Raw genomic sequence first — 21,600 nt, forward strand, 5'->3', positions numbered from 1 at the left:
GTGGACGGCCAACCCTCCTGGAAAGCTCATCTCGAAGCGACTAAGAACGTACCGATTGCGACGGTAGAGGATTTGGAGTGGGCAGATGCTATTATCTTCAGCATGCCGACTCGATTCGGCAACTTGCCGGCGCAGTTGAAGCAATTCCTCGATACAACCGGTGGCTTATGGGCGAAAGGTAAAACAGTTAACAAAGTCGTGAGCGCTATGACATCCGCTACAAATCCGAATTCGGGACAAGAGCAAACGATCCTGCAGCTGTACACATCTATGTACCACTGGGGCGCCATCGTCGCTGCGCCTGGATTTACGGATCAGGCAGTATTTACGGCCGGAGGCAATCCATACGGTACAAGCGTAACCGTCGGTCAAGACGGCACGATTAAAGAAGATGCACGCGGAGCGGTAGAACATCAGGCCAAACGAACCGTGTCCATTGCAACAGCATTGAAAATCGGTTTTGGACAACAATAATAGAAGCGAGGAGCATAATAAAATGAGCAATCAAGGAAAAGTATATGTCATCACTGGCGGCAGTAGCGGACTGGGTAAAGCAATGGCTGTCGAATTAGTGAAGCGCGGCGCAAATGTTGTCATTAACGGCCGCCGTGAACAAGCCCTGACAGATGCCGCGAAAGATATCGATCCGACAGGCAAGCACGTTCATATCGTTGCTGGCGACGTCGTGGATCCAAATGTCGCACAAAGTCTAGTCGACGAAACATTGGCGAAATTCGGCCGCATCGACACACTAATCAACAATGCGGGCATTTTCATCGCGAAGCCGTTCACGGAGTACACCGAGGAAGAGTTCACAAGATACTTGGGCACGAATGTAGTCGGCTTCTTCCATCTGACGCAGCGTGCTCTTGTGCAAATGCTGAAACAAGGCACAGGGCACGTCATTAATATCACGACAAGCCTGACAGATTCTCCGACGGAGCAAGTGCCTTCCGCGCTTGCGAACTTAACGAAGGGCGGACTGAACTCGACGACGAAAGCGTTGGCGATCGAGTACGCGAAACGTGGCATCCGCGTGAACGCCGTGTCGCCTGGCGTTATTAAGACGCCAATGCATGCGCCGGAAACGTACGAATTTTTGTCTAAGCTGCATCCGATGGGACGCATGGGCGAAGAACAAGAGATCGTTGAAGCGGTGCTTTATCTGGATTCCGCGAAATTTGTAACAGGTGAAATTCTTCACGTGGACGGCGGCCAGAGTGCAGGCTACTAATCTTAGCTGGTGAAGTGCCCAAGTACTACCCAATAAGTAAAGAATGAGGAGATATGCATTATGCCGATTGTAAATATTCAAGTCACGCGAGAGGGCACAACTCCTGACCGTGATTCGGTAACCGCCGAAGAAAAAGCAGCCCTCATCAAGGGCGTAAGTGAATTGCTGCTTAAAGTGCTGAATAAGCCGCTGGAATCGACTTTCGTCGTAATTGAAGAAGTCGACACTGACAATTGGGGCTGGGGCGGACTACCGGCACTGGAGTATCGCCGGAAGGTTGCTGTGCAGAAGGCAGGCGCTGAAAGCTAATTCTAGAAGGATGAAGTCAAAATGCTGCAGGTAGGATATAAACAATCAGCAGTCTATTGCAAAGTCGCTGTCAATCCGATGCTGCGAACGGTAATTGCATATTGTGACATTAGTTGGGAGAGCAAAATGTAAATAATAGCTAATGAAGGCAGTCGATCATTGAATCGGCTGCCTTCTTAGCTTCCATAAAGGGGCTTTGCAGATTGGTTGAAGGTAATGTTTCCTAATTGCCGCGCTGTCTTTGTATGCTCGAGTAATGAGGATGATCAATACATATTTCTCGTCATCCGACAAAACTGTCGGGTGACAAGAAGTACATGATCTCATGAAAGGCCGCTTAAATTAATTTTTTACGTTAATGGATAACGTTCCTATAAAAACCAAATGAATGGTGCATTCTCCCATCCTAGATGGAGGGCAGGTTGGTGGAGTAGGGCATTCTATTTTCTCATTCTTTTTTTCATCATGTCAATTAAAAGAAGTGCAAATGGGATAATACTTTGAGTGATAAATCCACCAATCGGATAAGTCCAAGCGATATATTCGTTAAGATCAGTATAATCTTTGAAAATCCAGATCGAACCTATAAAGGACAGAAGGGCTAATGGAACTATAAACTGACGGTAATTTCTTATACTAAAAAGGTGATCTAAACTTAGACACAAAATAAACAACGATAACGATATCTTAACAAAGGTTCCCATTACCCATAGCGAAACAGCAACTGCTTCTAAACGTTCAAATGATCCTTTTATGGCAGTATACTGAATTACACTTAAAAATGAATAATTCAATTTACTTGTTAAGGGACCCATAATCATTATCGTAAGTAAGATAACACTCAGCACAGAATGACAAATACCTATCAATGCGATAAGCGAGACTTTGCAAGCTTTCTTTGGTTGATCTAAGTATGGAAGAAGCCATCCCAAAATAAAAAATTGATTCATAAAAGCGCCTGCTGGGCTGATAGCCGCTTGAATTACCGGCCACAAGCCATTACCTAAGATTGGCTTAACTTGTGCAGGATCTGCTTCCTTTATTGAAATAATTAAAAGTGAAAACAAGCAAACTAAAATTAATGGAGTAAGGAATTCATTACTTCTTGCAATAACTTCAATTCCAGCATAAACGGCTACACTAGATAACAGCAGAATTGTAAAACTACCCACATATGACGGACTCTTTGGTAATAAAAGCGAACTGATAAAAACAGTGTGCTGTTTCGTCATAACAGAAATCGAAATAAACCAAAAATATAAATAATATACTCCTAAACACTTTCCAAGCCACTTTCCTATGATACTAGAACTGTATTGAATAATGCTCATGCCAGGATATCGATTTGATAGTTCTACCATCACCGTTATACTTAATAAGCCCGTTGTAGTAGATGGTACCACGGCTATCCAAGCATCTTGATTAGCTATTTCAAACATCAATCTCGGGATGGTTAGGACAATTGTGGAAATAACAAATGTAAATAGTAGCAACCCTAATTGTGTTCCTGAAATCTTTTCTGTCTGCAATGCAAATTATGCTCCTTCCTCTCGGTATTACTCCAATTGTTAACTTAAGCCTGCTCGGTTATACCCCTTAGTAACTGCGAGTTCTTTCTTAAACGATACAACGAACCGTTAGAAATTGGCTAACCCCATAAGAGGACAGAGAACGATTGTACAATGAGACATGGCGGCAGCTGGTCTTGTTCGCCTTTCTAGATTACTTTCTAAATACTTAAGATTGATTCAACTGGAATGTCCCAGCTGTGAATGCTTTTCTAAACGATAAATTAGGCTTAAGATTTACCGTGTATATTGCGGCTATTTTTGTTTTATAACTGTATATATCCTGAGTGTGCTCGATGGGATTAGACCTAAATGAATTTGAAAATATTCAGTATATAACCGGCGAAAATGACTTCAGGACACGGTTATCTGTGTGGTAGGATTTTGTTCAACTCTCTCGGGACGAATTATTTTTCTCGCGGATGCTCGCTTATTCGCGGGATTTCACCCTTGCAAGAATTGCAGAAAGATAGTAAATGAAGGCCCTTGTTGGGGTTGTCATCAAGTTCTTATTATCCATTTTGCAAGAACTATATAAGATAAAAAAAGCCGCAAATTATGCGGCATTCGATGTTACTATGCATAGTTTTGAGCGGGTTAACAATTGTTTAAGTTGAAAACCTCTTATCGAAAAAACTCCTTAAATTGTTTAATGGTTTCTTCAGGCTGCTCTTCTGGAATCCAATGTCCGGTTCTTTTGAGTTCCACAACTTTCGGGTTCATTGTATTTTCTTTTAGGAAAGGTCCCAGGTCGCTAATGCCCGTTGAACCATAAATACCCAAGACCGGTACAGATAGTTTTTTATATGTGTTGAAATCGTCGATATCCTGGCGAAATGCACGAAACCAATCGTTTGCTGCCCGAAGCGCATCAGGTTTTGCATAGGCTGCTATATAGATCGCTTTTTCTTTTGGGTTAAGAGCAGGTTTATCATAGGATAAATAGTCGTAAAACCAATTGTAGGCTATTTCTAGATTTTTACCTTGCAGCAATTGTTCTGGCAAATTGGGTACGGTGTTAAACGCCCACCACCACGGGAACTTTGCACGGGCTGGATTACTCACATCGTACGAGCCAGGTGGTGCCACGATCGGTATCTTCAGCATGTTGTCGTCTGGATGTGAAATGTCGAGCATGGCTAGTTTTTTTGTGGCATGCGGGTAATTAGCCGCGAAAGCATAAGCAACCGTGGACCCGATATCATGGCCTGCAATATAAATATTCTTATAACCCAGCTCGTTCATCAAAGCATAAATATCGGACGCCATCGTTTTCTTGTCGTAGCCAGTTGTAGGCTTATCGGAACTACCCATTCCTCGAATATCGATGGAATAAACATGATAATACTTAGCTAACTCAGGCATTATTTTGCGATATTCATACCACGTTTCGGGCCATCCTGGTAACAGAAATAGCGGTTCGCCTTTGCCGCCTTCAACATAGTGAAGTTTGATTCCATTGACCGTTTTAGTTCCATTATGAAAACCATGCAGCGTGTTAACGAGTTCTTCGTCCGTACTCTCGGTTCTACCCGAGGCAGAAGAGGCAGAAATAATTGTCGGTTCTGTTCCCGTTGCGACATTTTGCTTGTAGGTTGCCAAGTATAAGGGGAGAAGCATTAGCGTTATGATCAGCCATCTCGCCATCCTTAGAGCCTTAAATTTACTTCTTAACATCACTATTCCTCCATTGATTTCATCATTTCACCATCAACAGTTAAGTTTCCCTAGCCCAATAACCCATATTCATAACGAAAAGGAAAAAATAAGTATCAGACGAACAAAGCCGTCTGTCTCTTTCCAGTACCTTTTCGCCGTGTCTTGTGATCCTTGCATTAACTATTGAACAATTAGTTTATTTACGGGACTAAGTTAATCCAAAACCGGGCTGCCTCATCTTGAGACAGCCCATTTTTAGTACATTATAAAGAATTTCTCAAAATCTTTCTGAGGTCTTCTTTTTAAAGAGGGAATTTATTGAGCGCATCTGGATGCGGCTGGAATATTTCATCTGTAAGATGGAAAAATATACGTATTGTATGCATTGGGGGTTTCGTAATTGAAATGGTTTGGGAGGATGCTTGTTCATTCTGATGCTGTAACGATTCCGGAGGAACCTTTATCGGAGGTACAAGAAGAGCTTACATTGACCACGGATTTAGATCAGAATGAAAAGATGCTGAAACATATATTCGCAAACAGCGCTGATTTCGTTTGCCGCAACGTTCGAATAGAAGGTCAATTACGCTGGATGATCATCTATTTTGCGACTTTGGTTGAAGAAAAAATAGTTAACGATAATATTTTGGAGCCTTTACTATCTGGCGTTCATGAATATGAATGGCTGAGCGGCGAGTACGATAGTCCGGATGTCCCGTTGATAGCTGTCGGAAAGACGTTGGTTTCGGCCAAAGTCAATGACATCGTTCGTAAAGTACTAAATGGCCACGCGGCAGTACTGACGGCAGGAAATCGTCATGCATTGATTGCCGAGGTTATCGGTACGACCAAACGAGCATTGGGAGAATCCTCGTCAGAACCGATTATTCGAGGTCCTAAGGACGGATTTATAGAGAACATCGGTACGAATATCGGACTCATTCGCAGCAGATTGAAAACTCCGAAGCTGAAAATGGAAGCGATGACGATTGGAGAACTTTCCCAGACCTATGTCGTGATCACTTATATCGTTGGGGTTGTTTCCGAAACTGTGCTGGAGGAAGTTAGAACGAAGCTATCGCGAATACAAACCGAAGCTATTCTGGAATCAGGCTATATTGAGGAATTCATTGAAGATCATAGCTTCTCTCCATTTCCGCAAGTGCATTCGACAGAGCGGCCAGATGTGGTTGTGGCAGGACTTTTGGAAGGTAAAGTAGCGATACTTACAGATACGACGCCATTTGCTTTATTAGTGCCGATGACGTTCTGGAGTGGTCTGCAGGCCAGCGAGGACTATTATCTTCGTCAGCCAATCGCTACCTTTATTCGTTGGATACGATTTCTATTCATTATTATTGCGGTCTTTGCACCACCGCTCTATGTGGCGATTACAACGTTCCATCAGGAAATGATTCCGACGAATCTGGTGTTGAGTATCGCCTCTTCAAGGGAGGAAGTCCCTTTTCCAGCCGTTATTGAAGCTTTATTTACGGAAATCGTCTTTGAAGCACTGCGGGAAGCGGGGATTCGTCTGCCCAAACAGCTCGGATCAGCGATTAGTATTATTGGAGCTTTGGTTATTGGGCAATCAGCCGTTGCAGCAGGGATTATATCGGCACCAGTCGTCATCATCGTTTCGATTACCGGGATCGCCGCTTTTACGATTCCCCGTTATAGTTTTGCAAATGGCATTCGTCTACTGCGTTTTCCTATGCTGATTTTGGCTGGAACGCTTGGATTGTATGGTATTGTGCTCGGATTTCTAGCCATTGTCATTCATGTCACAGCGCTTCGCTCATTTGGTGTCCCCTATTTCTCTCCAATTCTCCCACTTTCGCTCAAAGGCTTTAAGAGCATTTTATTTCGACAAGCGAAAATACCGAAGCCTAGCTCCAACAATAGGAAGTAATTGTTCAGGTATCAATCGGTCATAGGTGAGGAAAGGAGCGGCTGTATGAAACCATTTCTGTGTATCGTTCTATTATTGACGATGTGTCTGACTAGCGGTTGCTGGGACCGCAAGGAAATCAACGATCTCGCATTCATATCGGGCGCGGCTGGTGACATCGCGGATGACGGCGATTTAATCGTTTCCTTTCAAATCGCAATCCCTGTCGATGCCAGCAAGAGTGGGGGAGGCGGCCAACAGAAGAAATTTTTTATGATCTCGGCAAAAGGGAAGAATGTTACGGAAATTCTTCAAATACTGCAGAAAAAAACCTCACGTATGTTATTCACCGCCCATCGCAGCGTTGTTTTTATAAGTGAGCGTTTGGCCAAGCACGGAATTGAAGAGGTGCTGGATATTTTCACGCATGATCCGCGCAACCGGTTAAGAACCTATATCATGGTGGTCAAAGGGGCGGAAGCTAGGGACATTTTGCAGGCTCAATATCCTTTTGAACAAGTTTCTATTGAGGCTGTGAAGGAAATGGAAATACTTGGTAGTGAGTCGGGCGTTACTTTGCGCGACTTTTTTTTGGCAGCGGCAAGCGAAGGTATTAGTCCCATCATGGGCGTCATTGAGCTTGAGGATCCATCCCAAGCATTGCATGGAAATAACAAATTTAAGCTGGCAGGGACGGCCATTTTTAAAGACTATAAGTTAACAGGAATTTTAAACGATAAAGAAACGACCGGTTATCTCTGGGTGAAGAACGGTATGAAGTTTTGCCGGGTGAGTGCGGAATTGGAAGAAAAAGGCGGGAATGTGGGCGTGTTATTTACGCACATTAAAGGTTCGATCAAGCCGGACTTCAGTGGAGATCAAGTCAGACTCAAGCTCCAATTGCAGGGTCAAGGAAGTTTAATTGAAAATAATACTACTTTGGATATCAGACAAAAAGCGAATCTGAAACTGGTCGAGAAAGCCATAGAGAAATCGCTTAAACAGCAGGTGAAAGAAGCCGTATTCAAAGTCCAGGAGCAATATCAAACCGATAGTTTTGGCTTCGGTCAAGCCATTTATCGCCATAATCCGAAAGCCTGGAAAAAATTGAAAGCATCGTGGGACAAGACGTATCCGGAGGTTGACGTGTCGATTGATGTGAAGCTGACGATCAGTGAATCAGGCATGTCGGGTCCACCGTTGCAATTGGGAGAGAAGGAGATCGTAAAATGATCGTACAAATCGTCGGTTTTCTCGTATTAAGTGTAATATGGACAATAAGTCGTATCCGGCCCTTACTAGCCGATCACAAACACAAAGAAGCCGCTATATATGGAAGCTTAATGGGAATTGCCGCAATTCTAGGTTCCTTGTTATTGGCTCGAGTTGAAATCCCGAGTGTAATCATCCCGTTTAATCTCGCATTCGAACCTCTAGGGAAGGTGATTTTGAAGCACTGATTTGCTCCATTTTCTTTTCAACGTGTCGATGAAGAGAAGCGTCAAAGGGATGAGGCTTTGCGAGAAAAATCCGCCAACCGGGTAACTTAGCGCAACATATTCATAAAGTCCAGTGATATCTTTAAAAATCCAGACAGATCCGATAAAAGACAAAAGTGTAAGAGGCACGATAAATTCACGATAATTGTGAAAACCAAATAGTTGGTTGATGCTTAGACATAAAATAAACAACGCTAAGGAGATTTTTGCAAAGGATCCCATGACCCACATCGTCACGGCAATGGACTCCAACCGTTCAAAGGATCCCTCAACCGCTGCATATTGAATAACATTAAGAAACGAATAGTTTAATTTGCTTGTTAAGGGACCTAGAACTGTAATTGTAATCAGGACAACGGCAAATACGAGTATACATATACCGACTAATGCCATCAACGAGGTTTTGTATGCTTTTTTCTGCTGATCCAGGTAGGGTAGAAGCCAGCCTAGAATAAACAATTGATTCATATAAGCGCCTGCTGGACTAAAAGAACCTTGAATGACTGGCCATAGGCCTTCTCCTAGAACCGGCTTAATTTGACCAGGATCTGCTTGCTCGATGGACATAATAAATAGAGGGAACCAAAAAAATAACATCAAAACGGTCAGAAATTCATTGCTTCTAGCGATCACCTCAATTCCGGCATAAACCGCTAAACCGGCCAAAATCAAAACGGTAAGACTGCCAATATATGAAGGGCTGTTGGGCAGCAGCAGAGTACTGATAAAAAAAGTGTGCTGTTTCGTAATCGCCGAAATGGAAATGAACCAAAAGTAGATGTAATAGAGTCCGATACACATCCCCAACCATTTACCAACGATTTTGGAACTGTATTGAATGATAGTTAACCCCGGGTACCGATTCGACAGTGTAATCATCACCCAAATGCTGATGAAGCCCGTAGTGGTAGAAGGAATTACCGAGAGCCATGCATCTTGTTTCGCAAATTCGACCATCAATCTGGGGATGGTTAAAATAATGGTGGACATGACAAATGTAAATTGCAATAAGCCGATTTGCGTTCCTGAAATTTTTTCCGTCTGCACCAGTAATTCTTTCTCCTCCCCAAATTGAAATTATTCCAAGTGTTGACGTATCCATGTTCGCTTATACGGTGCTAGGAGGAGAAATCTGCATTTCAGAAAAATGAGTTTGCATCTCTGAAATGAAAGCTGACAGTGCTGGCGTCATTAAGGCGTCTTTGCGGCGAATGAACACCGTGGTAATAATGGCGTTGCCCTCTCGAATATTGTGGCTGCGGAGCCTATCTTGTCGAACTGCTTCAGCAACTAATGACCGCGGCATGAGTGAGATGCCAAGACCGGCGCCGACGCAGCCAATTATCGTTTCTATCGAGCCGAACTCCATTACCTTGGCAGGGAGTATGCCTTCTTCCTGGAGCAGCTGGAGCAATTTTGCTCGATAGGAACAGCCGTTAGGGAATACTAATAGTGTGCGCAATTGTACATCCTTCACACTGGTGATGGGGGGATGTTTTTTAGACGTGAGGAACACGAGTTCCTCGTGGATCACTTCCTCCTGGATGAGATCAGGATGGTCGACAGGTCCGGCTACGAAAGCTCCATTTATTTCATAATGAAGAACAGCTTGAATATGTTTCTCAGTCGGTCCGGTGGTTAATGTAAAGTCGACGCTGGGAAAGCTATGATGATACTTGGTCAAAAGATTAGGTAAACGCACCGCGGCGGTTGTCTCCATAGAACCGATATGAAGCGGCCCGGAAGGAACAGCGGAGTCACCAACAGCATGCCTAGCTTCCTGAATGACATTCAGTATTTTTTCCGCGAAAGTAACGAGGATTTGTCCAGAAGGAGTCAAGGTAATGCCGCGATTATGGCGATAAAAAAGCGTCGTCTGCAGATCGGCTTCCAGCTGTTGGATCTTATGCGTGACATTTGATTGCGCAAAGTTAAGCTTGGCAGCTGCTTTGGAAATACTGCCTTCTTGGGCAGTCGTGTGAAACACTTTCAGCAATTGAATATCCATATAGACCTCCGGTATTGAAAATAGGTATCGACAACTGAGATACACGATATCAACAATTCGTATTATACATGATAACGAAAAAATTATAAGATAAATGAGCGAGTTCAAGTAACTAAAGATCAAGAAACTTAGATTGACTTCGTATCTACTAAAAGGTAGAATAGCGTCATGACGAAAACAAATAACACCTCGGAGCTGATCTTGGATACAGCTCAAGCGATCGTTCAACAGTTCGGGTTTAACGGATTCAGCTATGCACATATCGCAGAAAAAATCGGGATAAAGACAGCAAGCATTCATTATTATTTCCCCAATAAGGAGGATTTAGGGGAAGCGCTAATTGCTCGCTATCTCAAAAACTTCATTGCGGCAAGTGTGCAAATTGATACCGAAACCGATCATCATTTGGAAAAGCTGAAAAAGTTCGTTTTGTTGTACAGTGGACCCGTTCAAGAGAACTGTACTTGTCTGAGTGTCATGTTATCCTCTGACTTAGCCACCTTAACGGAGGAAGTTAGGGAAGGATTGGCGAATTTTTTCTCCGCCAATTTGACATGGCTGCAGCAGGTGTTTGAACAAGGGCGCCGCGAAGGGCATTTATTTTTTAAAGGTGATGCCGAAGCGCAGGCCCATCAATTTCTTGCTTCGCTTCAAGGCGCGCAATTGATTGCAAGAAGTTTTCGCGATGTTAATCGCTTCGAATTAATCGCCAATGGATTACTATCCGCTTTGACTTAGAATAAGGCGGATGTTTTTTAATCATTGATTTTACCTTTTAGTAGATAGGTTCGTTGATAAAGCTTGAAAGGGGCTGGCAAACATCATCTATGAACTGCGGATTTATGATATGCACCCAGGCAAGATGAGCGCAATTAAAGATCGATTCAGAGATCATGTGATTCAATTATTTATTAAGCATGAGATGAAAATAACGGATTTTTGGGAAGATCTGGATGAAGCGAACAACCGCCTATATTATTTAGTCGAGCACGCTGATCTGGAGACACGGAATCTGAACTATGAGCAGTTCCGCGGCGATCCGGAATGGATCGAGTTAAAACGGATGACTGAACAAGATGGACCTTTGGTGAAGAAGCAAGAAAGTATTTTTATGAAGCAAGCCGCATTTTTCAATCATAATAATTTAACGAATGGAGCTAACTAACATGAAAACACTCGTAATCGTTACACACCCAAACATTAAAACTTCCCGCGTAAACCGTACATGGCTGAATGAATTGAGCAAGCATAATGAGATTACTGTTCATGAATTGTATAAAGCCTACCCGGATGAAAATATTGATGTTGCTAAAGAGCAGCAATTGATTGAGACGCATGACCGTGTTATTTTCCAATTCCCTGTCTTTTGGTACAGCGCGCCTTTTTTGTTGAAAAAATGGTTTGATTCCGTACTACAATATGGTTGGGCATTTGGTCCGGATGGAAGCAAAACAGCCGGCAAAGAATTCGGCGTTGCGATCTCGACTTATGGCACTACAGCGTCCTATCAACAGGATGGTTCCAATCGGTTTACGTTACAAGAAATTTTACGTCCGTTTGAAGCAACTACGCAATTTATAAGTAGCACATACTTGCCGCATTTTGCGATCAGTGATGTCTCGAACTTGACAGATGAACGATTGGCGCAAAGTACGAAAGATTACGTGAACCACATTAAAAGTGTGAAACCAGTGTTGGTTGGTTAATTAGAACATTAGACAGTTTGGTCGCAATGGCAAAACTAACATGTAAGTCGAATAAAAATTTTACACATTCATTTACCTTTTAATAGATCAGCATGGGGGGCTAACGACATGAGTTTTCAAGGTAAAGTAGCAATTGTTACAGGAGGCAGCAGCGGAATGGGGAAAGCATTGGCCATTGAATTGGTGAAGCTGGGAGCAAATGTGGTCATTAATGGACGCCGCGAAGAGGCACTGGTCGAGACGGCAAAACAAATCGATCCATCCGGTAAACAAATTGCATTCGTTGCTGGTGATATTTCGAAACCGGAAGTCGCTCAGCGCGTCATCCAAGAAGGTCTCTCGCGATTTGGCCGCATTGACACCTTGGTGAATAATGCCGGGATTTTTATCGCGAAATCGTTCACGGATATTACAAGAGAAGAGTTTGAAGCTGCTTTGTCGACTAATGTGGCAGGATTCTTCTATCTGAGCCAGCTCGCGGCCGCCGAGATGTTGAAGGTCGGATCTGGGCACATTGTCAACATTACGGCCAGCGGGGTAGCTGAGCAGCCGATCAAAGCTGTGCCTTCTGTACTAGCCGCGATCACGAAGGGCGGTTTAAATGCAGCAACGAAATCGCTGGCGATAGAGTATGCGGACAAGGGCATTCGTGTCAACGCAGTCGCGCCAGGTGTAATCAAAACGCCTATGCATGCTGTGGAAACGCACGATTTCTTAGCGAAATTGCATCCCGTGGGCCGCATGGGCGAAGTGCAAGATATTGTTAACGCGGTTGTTTATTTGGAATCAGCAACTTACGTTACCGGAGAGATTCTTCACGTCGATGGTGGACAAAATGCCGGTCAATGGTGAAAGCCCTTGTCTCATTCATGAAAGGGAACGAACAAAGTAAATCCTATTAACTAATTGATTATAAAATGGAGGATGATGTCATGCTCTATGAACTACGGATTTACCACGCGATTCCTGGTCGCATGCAAGAGTTGTTGGATCGGTTTCGCGATCATACTTTGAAGCTTTTCGAGAAGCATCATATGCCAGTAACGAATTTTTGGATTGATACGGATGAATCGAAACACCAGTTCTACTATGTGTTTGAGCATCAGGACCTAGCCTCACGCGAGAAAAATTTTCAAGCTTTTCTCGATGATCCGGAATGGCGTGAGCTTGAAGAGCGTACAGAGCGTAACGGTCGACTTTATGAAAAAATTGATGTTATTTATTTGAAAAATGCGCCATTCTTCCAACCCGAATAAGTTCAATTAAAAGCAGTCCAATGGTCTCAATGGACTGCTTTTAAACACCTCGGTCATCTGAATTCGAGATATCAAATATCGTAAATCTATATTATTCAGATAGCAGTCTGCGTAGTAACATAAGAGGCGGATAAAGAAAGGGGGAGTTACGGTATGAGGAGACAGTCATTACTCGTCATGCTTGGAGGTATAGCAGCATTGATGGTCGCTATGGGCATTGGCAGGTTCGCCTTTACGCCAATCCTTCCGATGATGATGGATCATCATCTTTTCTCTGCCGCGGGTGCCGGATACTTGGCTTCTAGCAATTATTTGGGTTATTTGATCGGAGCGTTTCTTCTGACGCTTGTCCAAGTGAAAAGCAAATCCAAACTATTAATGATAGGGTTAATTGTCAGTGTTGTAACGACATGGGCAATGGGGGTGTTCCATACCCTTGACCTTTGGCTGGGCTTGCGGTTCTTGTCAGGGCTCGCCAGCGCTGTCGTATTCGTCATCGCCTCAAGCTTCGTTCTCGAACGATTAACGCAGTTTCAAGCGGGAATTTTCTACGGAGGTGTAGGTGCAGGCATTCTGCTGACTGGGCTTTCGGTTCCTTTTCTTGCCAAGCATAGTGACTGGAGCGGGGTATGGAAAGGGCTTGGCTTGATCAGCCTGATCCTAGGACTCGCTGCCTGCTATTTTTTACGAGACAAGTCATCTAGAACGAAGGGGCCAATCAGCCCTCAGGCGCTTCCATCAGCGGACGCTAGAAATATTTTAATCTGGTTAATGATTGCTTATGGGTTGGAAGGCTTAGGCTACATTGTTACGGGGACTTATCTTGTTGCGTTCGCCAAAACGATTTCCAACATCCCAAATATTGCTGGTTTCAGTTGGACGTTAGTTGGTATCGCGGCGATTCCTTCGTGTGTCGGCTGGTCGTGGTTAGCGGCTCGTTGGGGAAAGAAGTGGACATTAACTGTCTCGATGATGCTTCAATCGTTAGGTATTATCATTCCTGTTTTATGTCCATCAACAGCTACTGTTTTCGCCAGTGCCATACTGTTCGGGGTCACTTTTATGGGAATAACGACGCTGTTTGTCGCGTATGCCAAAGATTTGTATCCGACAAACAATCGGAAAGTCATCGGGCTGCTCACCACATGTTTTAGTTTGGGACAAATTATCGGACCGATCGTTGCAGGCCTTTTGATTGCAAGGAATGGCAGCTATCTCAGCGCTTTAATCGGAGCTGCTGTTATTGTCTTTGTGGGAGCTGTCAGCTTGCCCATCGGTATTGGACGTTCTAACCGAAAGCCGTTCAGAGTATCGAATTGAATGATCTAGAATGAAGGAGCTTGCTAATTATCAGGCTTTTTTCTTTAACAATATGGCAGGATAGCGTTCACAAGCCTCGGGCAGTTTTACCAATTCAAAGCCTTTTTTCATGTTGATCGGGTATGCTTCCTCGATGGAGCTGTCCGTCTCGATATGCCGCAGAAGCGGGTAGGCGAACTTGGTGCGGTAGTAGTGGCCGTCATACCAAAGCTGCTGTGAATGCTTTGGAAAAATAATGGTGCTCCACATAACCGCAATGCCCGGCAATTTCTTTGACGGACAACGTGCTGTGACGCAGCAAGTGAGCCGCTCGCTTCCAGCCGCAGCCGGATAATCATCTGGCGGATCGGTACGCCGACCGAACGCAAGAATTGTCGGGTCAGGATGTACGATAACGCTTTGCTTACAGTAGGTGGGTACACGGGGCCGGTGAAGGCTCCGTTTGCATTGTCGGCGCCGGGTGCGAGTGAGGGGACGGGATTGGGACTTGTCCCCGTTTGGTAAAATGATTTTGAAACAGTGACCTTATAGGACCGCTTTTCTTAATACCCTCTTAATTGAATCATTTAAAAGCAGGGCTTGAGGCAGCATGATCTGAGTAAACAAAGCGTCCATGGGGTAAGAATAACTTAAGTAGTTTTTTAAATCCGTATAGTAATTATGAAACACGGAAACGGAACCGATGACGGTAACGGCTATTGATCATATGTCTACCAAGGTTAAACTAATTACATAGCAGAGTTTCTATAGCAAAATGTATTAATGAATTTGATACTTAAAGCACCGATCAAACTCGCGGGTAGAATGGTCATCCATGCATCTTGCTTGGATATTTTGGCCATCAATCCTGGGATGACGAGAATAACGGTAGGGGCTATACAGGGAAAAATTAATAAACTTAATTGAGTGCCTGTTATTTTTTCCATTTAAATTCTCTTAACGTCATGTATTTCCTTCTTCATCACAAGTATTCAAATGGAACGAGCCTTTCTGAAGACAAAAATATTTTAGGAATGCAGCCGAATATGTATAATTACAAGACATTTTGATTTGTTTTATCTTTTAGTAGATAAATGTGAAAAAGGAAGCGATTATGGGGAGGGGGATTCATCGTGCTCCAAACAACATGGATATCACGAAATGGATTTCGTTCGTGGAGATTGTTTTTTGGGATCAAGCTCATACTGGATTTAACCCTGACAGGGGTCTTTTATTTTGAAAATTCTATTGCAATTTTTTGGCGATTAAGTTTTTATTTTCTTCTCGTTAGCTGTATTTCTCATTGTTAATTATTCCTATTCCAGCATGAAGAGCCAGCGAAATTGGATTTTTCACCTGCTCATCCTAAATTCCTAGTTTCCGCCTCGTATGGCTATGTCTATATCAGCGGGAATTTTCCGAATCACCTTTTTGTCGGTATAACAGCATTGGCTATTTTAATGTTTTTTAAAAATATTCGGACGCTCATCATCACTTGTATCTTGTTACTGTTGCTCTATATGGTAACGATGGGCAGCATTGACTGGTATTTATATCATCGTTTTGATGAAGTTAGTTATTTCATTACTTGTTCCTTTATCATTTTCGCAGGGATTGTCAGCTATCTGATTAATTTTTACCAACATGCACGCAAGGATACGCTGATGCTGTATGAACAGTTGAGGCAATCTCATGAGAGCTTGAAATTGAACGCACTCAAGATGGAAGAGTGGGCTGCCGCTAAAGAAAGAGTAAGAATCGCACGAGACATTCATGATACAGTCGGCCATAAATTGACGGCATTGCTCGTTCAAATGCAAGCGGCTCGCAAATTAAGTAAGCTTGATGCTTTACGCAGCGAGCAAGCTTATATAGAATGTGAGGAATTAATTCGTTCTGCCTTGCAAGAAGTACGCCTTTCCGTACGAGCAATCCGTGATGAACCGATTCAATCGAATTCGATTCATGAGAGTCTTCAGAAGTTAGTTGAAGAGTTTAGCAAATTCGCTAAAGTTGAAACCAGGTTTGAGCTGAAAGGGACACCTGTCACCTTACCTGGTGATCTACAGTTAACGGTCTATCGTATCGTCCAGGAATCTTTGACCAATGCGAAGAAACATGGACAGGCTAAACATGCGATCATTTCATTAGATTATCGTGAAGCGGGATTTTCCCTCTGCATAAAGAATGATGGAGAGCTGCCGGGTAAACTTCAGCCTGGGTTTGGTTTATTGAATTTACAGGAGAGAGTCCGTGAATGGCAGGGCGAAGTACATTTTAGTCAGGAAAAGGATACCGGCTTTGCTGTCATAGCTCAATTTCCTTATCCATAACTAGGAGTAGGCCGTAATCATTGCGAATTTTAATCGTTGACGATCAGCGGCTCATGCGAGATGGTCTTGCGACGATCATCGGATTGGAGCCGGGGATAGAAGTGGTGGGCACGGCCGTGGACGGGAGAGACGCCTATACCAAAGTGGCTGAATGGCAGCCGGATGTCGTGTTAATGGATATTCGAATGCCTGGCATGGATGGCGTGGAAGGAAGTGAATTAATCCTCAAGCACTTTCCGGAGACGAAAGTCTTGATTCTAACCACTTTTGATGATGCCGAGTTAATCATGAAAGTATTGGAAAAAGGGGTCCATGGGTATTTATTAAAAGATATGCGTTCGGAGGCAATCGTTAGCGCCATTCAAACCGTCTACAATGGGGGGACGGTGTTCCAGCACGATATTACAGCGATGCTGCTCAAGGAAATTAAACAACTGACCGAACAGAAGGAGCATGATGCGAACCTGCTTTCGCATAATCGGCCAGCTAATTTGGAGCTGTTAACGGAACGCGAGAAAGAAATTTTGGCTTTGTTAGGCCAAGGGCTGAACAATAAAGAGATTGCAGGATCACTCTTCCTGACAGAAGGCACCATGAAGAATCACGTTTCCAATCTCATAGCGAAATTAGGGCTTCGTGATCGAACACAGGCTGCATTATATTCCGTTCGTCATCTAAGTTAAACGAAGAGCATGACTTTTGGCATAGAGCATGACATTTATCATGATTTGCGATCAAATGTCATGCTTTTTTTTGACCATACAAATGACTTTTCACAGATTTGCTTACGATCCAATGCTGCTACAATCCAATTGTAAGCTAAATCGAAAGGGGAGGCGTCAATGAGAGCAAAATCAGTTAACAGGAGAGTGGAGCGAATGTCCGTGAATAAATCCAGCTTGATGGTGCGTGTAACTTAACCCATAAGTTTGTCGCTTTAGAATGCTTATGCTTCCAATTTACCACGGCAAACTTATGCTTCTAAATAATAAATCAAATATGATACTCAAGACTTCAATACAGTTAATTAAATAATTCATTTTTATACTTAAAAATAACGACCTCTCCTACGCTCACCGCGCAGTTGGGCGTAAATTTGAGTTTTAGACGCTTTCTCATGTCCGAGCATCCCCTGAATAAAATTCTAATGGTGCACCGTTATCTAACAATTGGCAGGCATAAGTATAACGGAATCGGTGTGGATATACATTCGCCGTAATATCGACCAAGATCCAGAACTAACATTTTTAATTGTAAAGCGTATGCTTTCATTGTGTGGGAACTAAATCCCAAGATACGTTATCAGCTTCAAACAGCTCCCACAGATCCTTCAAATTCATAATAAGAAACCCTCCCAAGTTGTGTTAACACTAGTTTTTCTAGAAATAGGAGGGTTTAATCTTATATTCAATTTTAAACTATCAATTACCGTCAGCGGACTGTGCAACAAGTTAGCGAGTAAAGTAATTGAAGACAGACTTATTTTTTTATATTAGAAAAATCAAGTCATATAATGTGTAACAATATATACGAACAAAAAACTTGTCGGATGACAAGAACATTGTCCGAATGAAGTCCGCGTAAACCGTGGGCTTTTTTAGTTATCGGATCAAGTTCTTGTCTTTTGTCAATGACAAGAACTTGATCCGATTCCCGATTCGTGACAAGAACATTGTCCGATTGCCGACAAGTGATCTTAAAATTGTAGTATCTGCTGGGAATTATTTGATACTAAGAATCAAGTTTTCGTTCATCCAATTGGGAAAAAATACATGGATATAAAGAGAGAGGGATATACTAAGCCAAAGCACATCCTGAGATAGGTGAGGTGGATTCGGATGTCTCTTGGCATTGATGCAATATCGGCCGCCGATACCATCACGGATGTAAGTGAAGAATAAGCGTCCTCAGATGATCGCCCCTGATCGGTATATGGATCAGCATCCGGTGGCGGGAGGCAGAGAAGGGTACCGTTTACGTCGGTGATGGAACTACTACTTATGGAGGGGACGATGGAGGTGTTGCACAAAGCGACGCTTTGGCGACTCAGCAGGTCGGCGGTCTCTCCATTGTAGGGTCATCGGGCAGGCAGAGGTTGTAGCAGTCTTCGTAAGCCTAATACCGTAGTTGTGATCGCGCTGACAACGATCGGCTCCTTCACAACACCGACCTACAATTTGCGCCATTGCCGGTATTCTTAAAGAAGAGAGAGATGAATGATGACGAGTAAAATTGGGCTGTTCTCTGTCTTGAAAGGAATGCTGCTCCTTGTCATTTGTTGGTCTCTCTCAGGCTGCTGGGACCGTCAGGAGATTGAAGAACGTGCCGTTATTCTCGGAATAGGCATCGATCAAGCGGAGCCGGACGCGGAAAAGAAAGAGCTGCCGCTTTCACACAAGCCAGGTCATCTGCAAATCCCAGGTCAGAAGATGATTCGGCTGACCGTACAAGTTGCAGTTCCAGGACGAATTCCATTGGGTCCAGGGACAGGAGGCGGGGAAAGCAGTGCTGGCGGGAGTAAGACGGTATGGGTGGTCAGCGGTGTGGGGCATACGATTGATGACGCGATTAACGGTTTGCAGCAGCGAATTGCGCCCCCACTCTTTTTTGGTCATCTGCGTGTCATTGTTGTAGCTAAGGAAGTTGCACAAAACGGACTTGTCAATTTGAACGATTACTTTCGCCGCAATCCTGACATTCGCCGTATGAGTTGGATGTTTATTTCCAAAAGCAAGGCCATGGACATTATGAAGGCCTCGCCTCAATTGGAACGGGTACCCTCTCTCTATTTAATGACGACGATGGATGAAGCGGTCAAAATGGGCCGGTTTCCCAATGATTTCTTGGGACTGTTCTGGAGTTCATCCTCAGCCAAAGGGAAAGAAGGGTTCCTGCCGTATTGTGAGCTTGATGGTCAGAACAATATACAAATCAGCGGCCTTGCCTATTTCCGAGGAGATAAATTAGTAGGAACAACAGATGGGTTTGATATTACACTCTACATGGGTTTAATGGGGATGAATCCGTCAAGCAGTCAGGCGTATGTGAAGCTTCCGGGTACATCCGAATATTTGGAATATAGCGGTAGGAGTCGAAAGGCACTGACCAAGGTCGACATTGAAGATGGCAAGCCGCACGTGAGGGTGAAAGTCATGGTCGAGGGCAATATTAGGGAGAAATCAAACGAAAAAGTGGAGTTGAGCCATGATATCATTCAATTGATGGAGAGGCAGCTCGAGCAGGATGCTGTTAAGCTGTATCTGGACTTTATTCATCGCACACAGATGAAAGGGGCGGATATTTTCGGCTTCGGTGAACATATCCGGTCAAGGCAGTGGAAGTATTGGGATCAACATATTAAAACGGAAGAACAATGGCAGAACATGTACCCCGATCTTAAGGTAGATGTCCAAGTCAAAGTGCAAATTCGACGTGTTGGGATGAAGGCCATATGAACGGAAACGGTCGTTTCATCCGGAATCTGATGGTGTGGATTGAGGATTGGCCAGCGGAAATCGTACGCGCCAAAGGTACTAATTATGCGAAATATTAGTTGAGGATGAAACTAATCTGAAGAAATGCTGGCAGGAGAATAATTACATCTCAAGCCTGGTTACAGCCATGTATTACAAAGAACCTGCTTCCTTTGTGGAGCAGGTTTTAATTATTTGACTGAGTTCAGTACGCCGGCTTTTTCTGATCTGTTAGATGCAGGCGAGGCATCCATCATTAACTGGCAGTTAAATTGACACAAATTTCGATAAAGGCGAACTTTGTGTCATTAGATAGTTGCTGCCGGGGAAATTACCAAGGGGAATGCAGATAACTTCTCATTAAGTTTAATTTCATCAACCTCTCGCTGATTCATTCTAGCCAATATGAACATACCTCCATGAGAATCCAGATTTTTTATGGTTATACAAAAAGTGCATTTTATTTAATGATGTTAATTATTATTGATGCCACAAACCGCATTAGAGAAGGGGGGATTGCTCTTCATTTTGCCTAATTAGTGGTGGATTACTATTTGAAAAAATAGCTAAAATAACATCTTCAGAAAACCGTTTCGCATTCTTTATTTTAAGTCGGGTGCAATAGTCATTTAGAATCTTAGCAGCGATAGATTCGTCTAGTTTTTTATAACGACTTGCATATTCTTTTATCATTTCTCGGTCCGGATACCCTACATAGTAAGATTTAGGACGCATCGAATCATTATTCTTTTTTTGTGCTTCGTCTTGAGACTTTACTAACTCCAATGTAGTCAATTTTGCAAGTGCAGCTCAATCGATATTTGCACGCATTTCACTCAGTAATATTTGTGCATTCATTTTTGTAAGCGGACCATTAATACCAAATACGCTAATAAGAACAGCCAAAGTTGACTTTACTGCACGTTTGATCCCAAACTCTTTATGTTTATAATTAATGAGTTCGTGGGCCGCAAAGAATTTTAATATATATGGGTGGTTCCTGTATAAAATGAAGCTAGATGGAAGGGGCAAGACGAAGCTGACGGACGATAACGCTAGCATTCCTGTAGAGCGTTAATCTTAAGCTTTGCAAAAAAACAAGCGCCTCGGTACGATGGGAGTACGCAACGGGTCATAGCCCTTAAAATCCCATCATCCAGGAGGACGCTCTACTATGAAGTTTAAAGCTCAGAACAAACAAAATCAACTCATTGAAAAAATTACCGCTCAGCATCTCGTTGTCGGGATCGACATCGCTCAACAAGCACACGTCGCACGTGCAGTTAATTTTCGTGGAATCGTGGTCGGTAATCCAATATCCTTTACGAATGATGAAGAAGGATTTCAAAATCTTCTTCGATGGAT

21 protein-coding genes and 1 pseudogene are annotated in these 21,600 nt (G+C 43.3%); 15 read left to right on the forward strand and 7 right to left on the reverse strand.

The genetic code is table 11. The annotated features are described in order from the left end of the window. From O9139_RS23275 to O9139_RS23285, 3 genes are all read left to right on the forward strand, one after another. The coding region (locus tag O9139_RS23275) for an NAD(P)H-dependent oxidoreductase (RefSeq protein WP_270884150.1) at positions 1-474 on the forward strand (474 nt) is incomplete at its 5' end. A 22-nt stretch (positions 475-496) separates the two neighbouring features. Next, positions 497-1,234, forward strand: coding sequence for an SDR family NAD(P)-dependent oxidoreductase (locus O9139_RS23280; protein ID WP_270884151.1), 738 nt, complete (start codon positions 497-499; stop codon positions 1,232-1,234). Positions 1,235-1,294: 60 nt separating this feature from the next. Next, complete coding sequence (locus O9139_RS23285; RefSeq protein WP_270884152.1) at positions 1,295-1,543, forward strand: tautomerase family protein; 249 nt, start codon at positions 1,295-1,297, stop codon at positions 1,541-1,543. Between the two features lie 440 nt (positions 1,544-1,983). Here the strand turns inward: O9139_RS23285 and O9139_RS23290 are convergent, their stop codons facing one another. Beyond that, positions 1,984-3,072 (reverse strand): GerAB/ArcD/ProY family transporter, encoded by a 1,089-nt coding sequence (locus O9139_RS23290; RefSeq protein ID WP_270884153.1) that lies wholly within the window; start codon positions 3,070-3,072, stop codon positions 1,984-1,986. Between the two features lie 663 nt (positions 3,073-3,735). Then, positions 3,736-4,788, reverse strand: a complete 1,053-nt coding sequence (locus O9139_RS23295) for an alpha/beta fold hydrolase (RefSeq protein ID WP_270884154.1) — start codon at positions 4,786-4,788, stop codon at positions 3,736-3,738. Between the two features lie 400 nt (positions 4,789-5,188). On the opposite strand from O9139_RS23295, the gene O9139_RS23300 reads away from it, so the two are divergent. Continuing rightward, a complete protein-coding gene (locus tag O9139_RS23300) occupies positions 5,189-6,682 on the forward strand; it encodes a spore germination protein (protein WP_270884155.1) in 1,494 nt (497 codons plus the stop codon). 45 nt (positions 6,683-6,727) lie between these two features. Next, positions 6,728-7,894 (forward strand): Ger(x)C family spore germination protein, encoded by a 1,167-nt coding sequence (locus O9139_RS23305; RefSeq protein WP_270884156.1) that lies wholly within the window; start codon positions 6,728-6,730, stop codon positions 7,892-7,894. Positions 7,895-8,094: 200 nt separating this feature from the next. On the opposite strand, the gene O9139_RS23310 is transcribed toward O9139_RS23305, so the two are convergent. Next, the gene (locus O9139_RS23310; RefSeq protein WP_270884157.1) at positions 8,095-9,207 is read right to left on the reverse strand and encodes a GerAB/ArcD/ProY family transporter; all 1,113 of its coding nucleotides are present in this window, start codon (positions 9,205-9,207) and stop codon (positions 8,095-8,097) included. A 61-nt stretch (positions 9,208-9,268) separates the two neighbouring features. Then, the gene (locus tag O9139_RS23315) at positions 9,269-10,168 is read right to left on the reverse strand and encodes a LysR family transcriptional regulator (RefSeq protein ID WP_270884158.1); all 900 of its coding nucleotides are present in this window, start codon (positions 10,166-10,168) and stop codon (positions 9,269-9,271) included. Positions 10,169-10,336: 168 nt separating this feature from the next. On the opposite strand from O9139_RS23315, the gene O9139_RS23320 reads away from it, so the two are divergent. From O9139_RS23320 to O9139_RS23345, 6 genes are all read left to right on the forward strand, one after another. Next, positions 10,337-10,906 carry a TetR/AcrR family transcriptional regulator gene (locus O9139_RS23320; protein ID WP_270884159.1) on the forward strand — a complete coding sequence of 190 codons (570 nt, stop codon included), beginning with the start codon at positions 10,337-10,339 and terminating at the stop codon, positions 10,904-10,906. 94 nt (positions 10,907-11,000) lie between these two features. After that, complete coding sequence (locus O9139_RS23325) at positions 11,001-11,333, forward strand: NIPSNAP family protein (protein WP_270884169.1); 333 nt, start codon at positions 11,001-11,003, stop codon at positions 11,331-11,333. Between the two features lies 1 nt (position 11,334). Then, complete coding sequence (locus O9139_RS23330) at positions 11,335-11,874, forward strand: NAD(P)H-dependent oxidoreductase (RefSeq protein ID WP_270884160.1); 540 nt, start codon at positions 11,335-11,337, stop codon at positions 11,872-11,874. 108 nt (positions 11,875-11,982) lie between these two features. Next, positions 11,983-12,726, forward strand: coding sequence for an SDR family NAD(P)-dependent oxidoreductase (locus O9139_RS23335; RefSeq protein ID WP_270884161.1), 744 nt, complete (start codon positions 11,983-11,985; stop codon positions 12,724-12,726). Between the two features lie 80 nt (positions 12,727-12,806). Then, complete coding sequence (locus tag O9139_RS23340; RefSeq protein WP_270884162.1) at positions 12,807-13,130, forward strand: NIPSNAP family protein; 324 nt, start codon at positions 12,807-12,809, stop codon at positions 13,128-13,130. Positions 13,131-13,283: 153 nt separating this feature from the next. Then, positions 13,284-14,450: a YbfB/YjiJ family MFS transporter gene (locus O9139_RS23345; protein WP_270884163.1), complete on the forward strand. Its 1,167-nt coding sequence runs from the start codon at positions 13,284-13,286 to the stop codon at positions 14,448-14,450. A gap of 30 nt (positions 14,451-14,480) precedes the next feature. Here the strand turns inward: O9139_RS23345 and O9139_RS23350 are convergent, their stop codons facing one another. Together O9139_RS23350 and O9139_RS33430 are read right to left on the reverse strand one after the other, a co-directional pair. Further along, positions 14,481-14,699 (reverse strand): hypothetical protein, encoded by a 219-nt coding sequence (locus tag O9139_RS23350; RefSeq protein ID WP_270884164.1) that lies wholly within the window; start codon positions 14,697-14,699, stop codon positions 14,481-14,483. A gap of 479 nt (positions 14,700-15,178) precedes the next feature. Continuing rightward, the gene (locus O9139_RS33430; RefSeq protein ID WP_377524490.1) at positions 15,179-15,376 is read right to left on the reverse strand and encodes a GerAB/ArcD/ProY family transporter; all 198 of its coding nucleotides are present in this window, start codon (positions 15,374-15,376) and stop codon (positions 15,179-15,181) included. Positions 15,377-15,772: 396 nt separating this feature from the next. On the opposite strand from O9139_RS33430, the gene O9139_RS23355 reads away from it, so the two are divergent. The 3 genes from O9139_RS23355 to O9139_RS23365 all read left to right on the forward strand — a co-directional run bounded on the left by O9139_RS23355 (position 15,773) and on the right by O9139_RS23365 (position 20,217). Continuing rightward, the gene (locus O9139_RS23355) at positions 15,773-16,762 is read left to right on the forward strand and encodes a sensor histidine kinase (protein WP_270884165.1); all 990 of its coding nucleotides are present in this window, start codon (positions 15,773-15,775) and stop codon (positions 16,760-16,762) included. A 20-nt stretch (positions 16,763-16,782) separates the two neighbouring features. After that, positions 16,783-17,445 carry a response regulator gene (locus O9139_RS23360; protein ID WP_270884166.1) on the forward strand — a complete coding sequence of 221 codons (663 nt, stop codon included), beginning with the start codon at positions 16,783-16,785 and terminating at the stop codon, positions 17,443-17,445. A gap of 1,533 nt (positions 17,446-18,978) precedes the next feature. Next, entirely contained in the window at positions 18,979-20,217 is a 1,239-nt protein-coding gene (locus tag O9139_RS23365; RefSeq protein ID WP_270884167.1) for a Ger(x)C family spore germination protein, read from the forward strand. A 519-nt stretch (positions 20,218-20,736) separates the two neighbouring features. Here O9139_RS23365 and O9139_RS23370 read toward each other — a convergent pair. Further along, positions 20,737-21,030, reverse strand: coding sequence for a hypothetical protein (locus O9139_RS23370; protein ID WP_270884168.1), 294 nt, complete (start codon positions 21,028-21,030; stop codon positions 20,737-20,739). 379 nt (positions 21,031-21,409) lie between these two features. Here O9139_RS23370 and O9139_RS23375 point away from each other — a divergent pair. After that, positions 21,410-21,600: pseudogene (locus O9139_RS23375) on the forward strand (IS110 family transposase); the annotation flags it as partial.

The sequence above is a fragment of the Paenibacillus aestuarii genome (assembly GCF_027789125.1).
In the GTDB taxonomy this organism is placed as follows: Bacteria; Bacillota; Bacilli; order Paenibacillales; family NBRC-103111; genus Paenibacillus_E; species Paenibacillus_E aestuarii.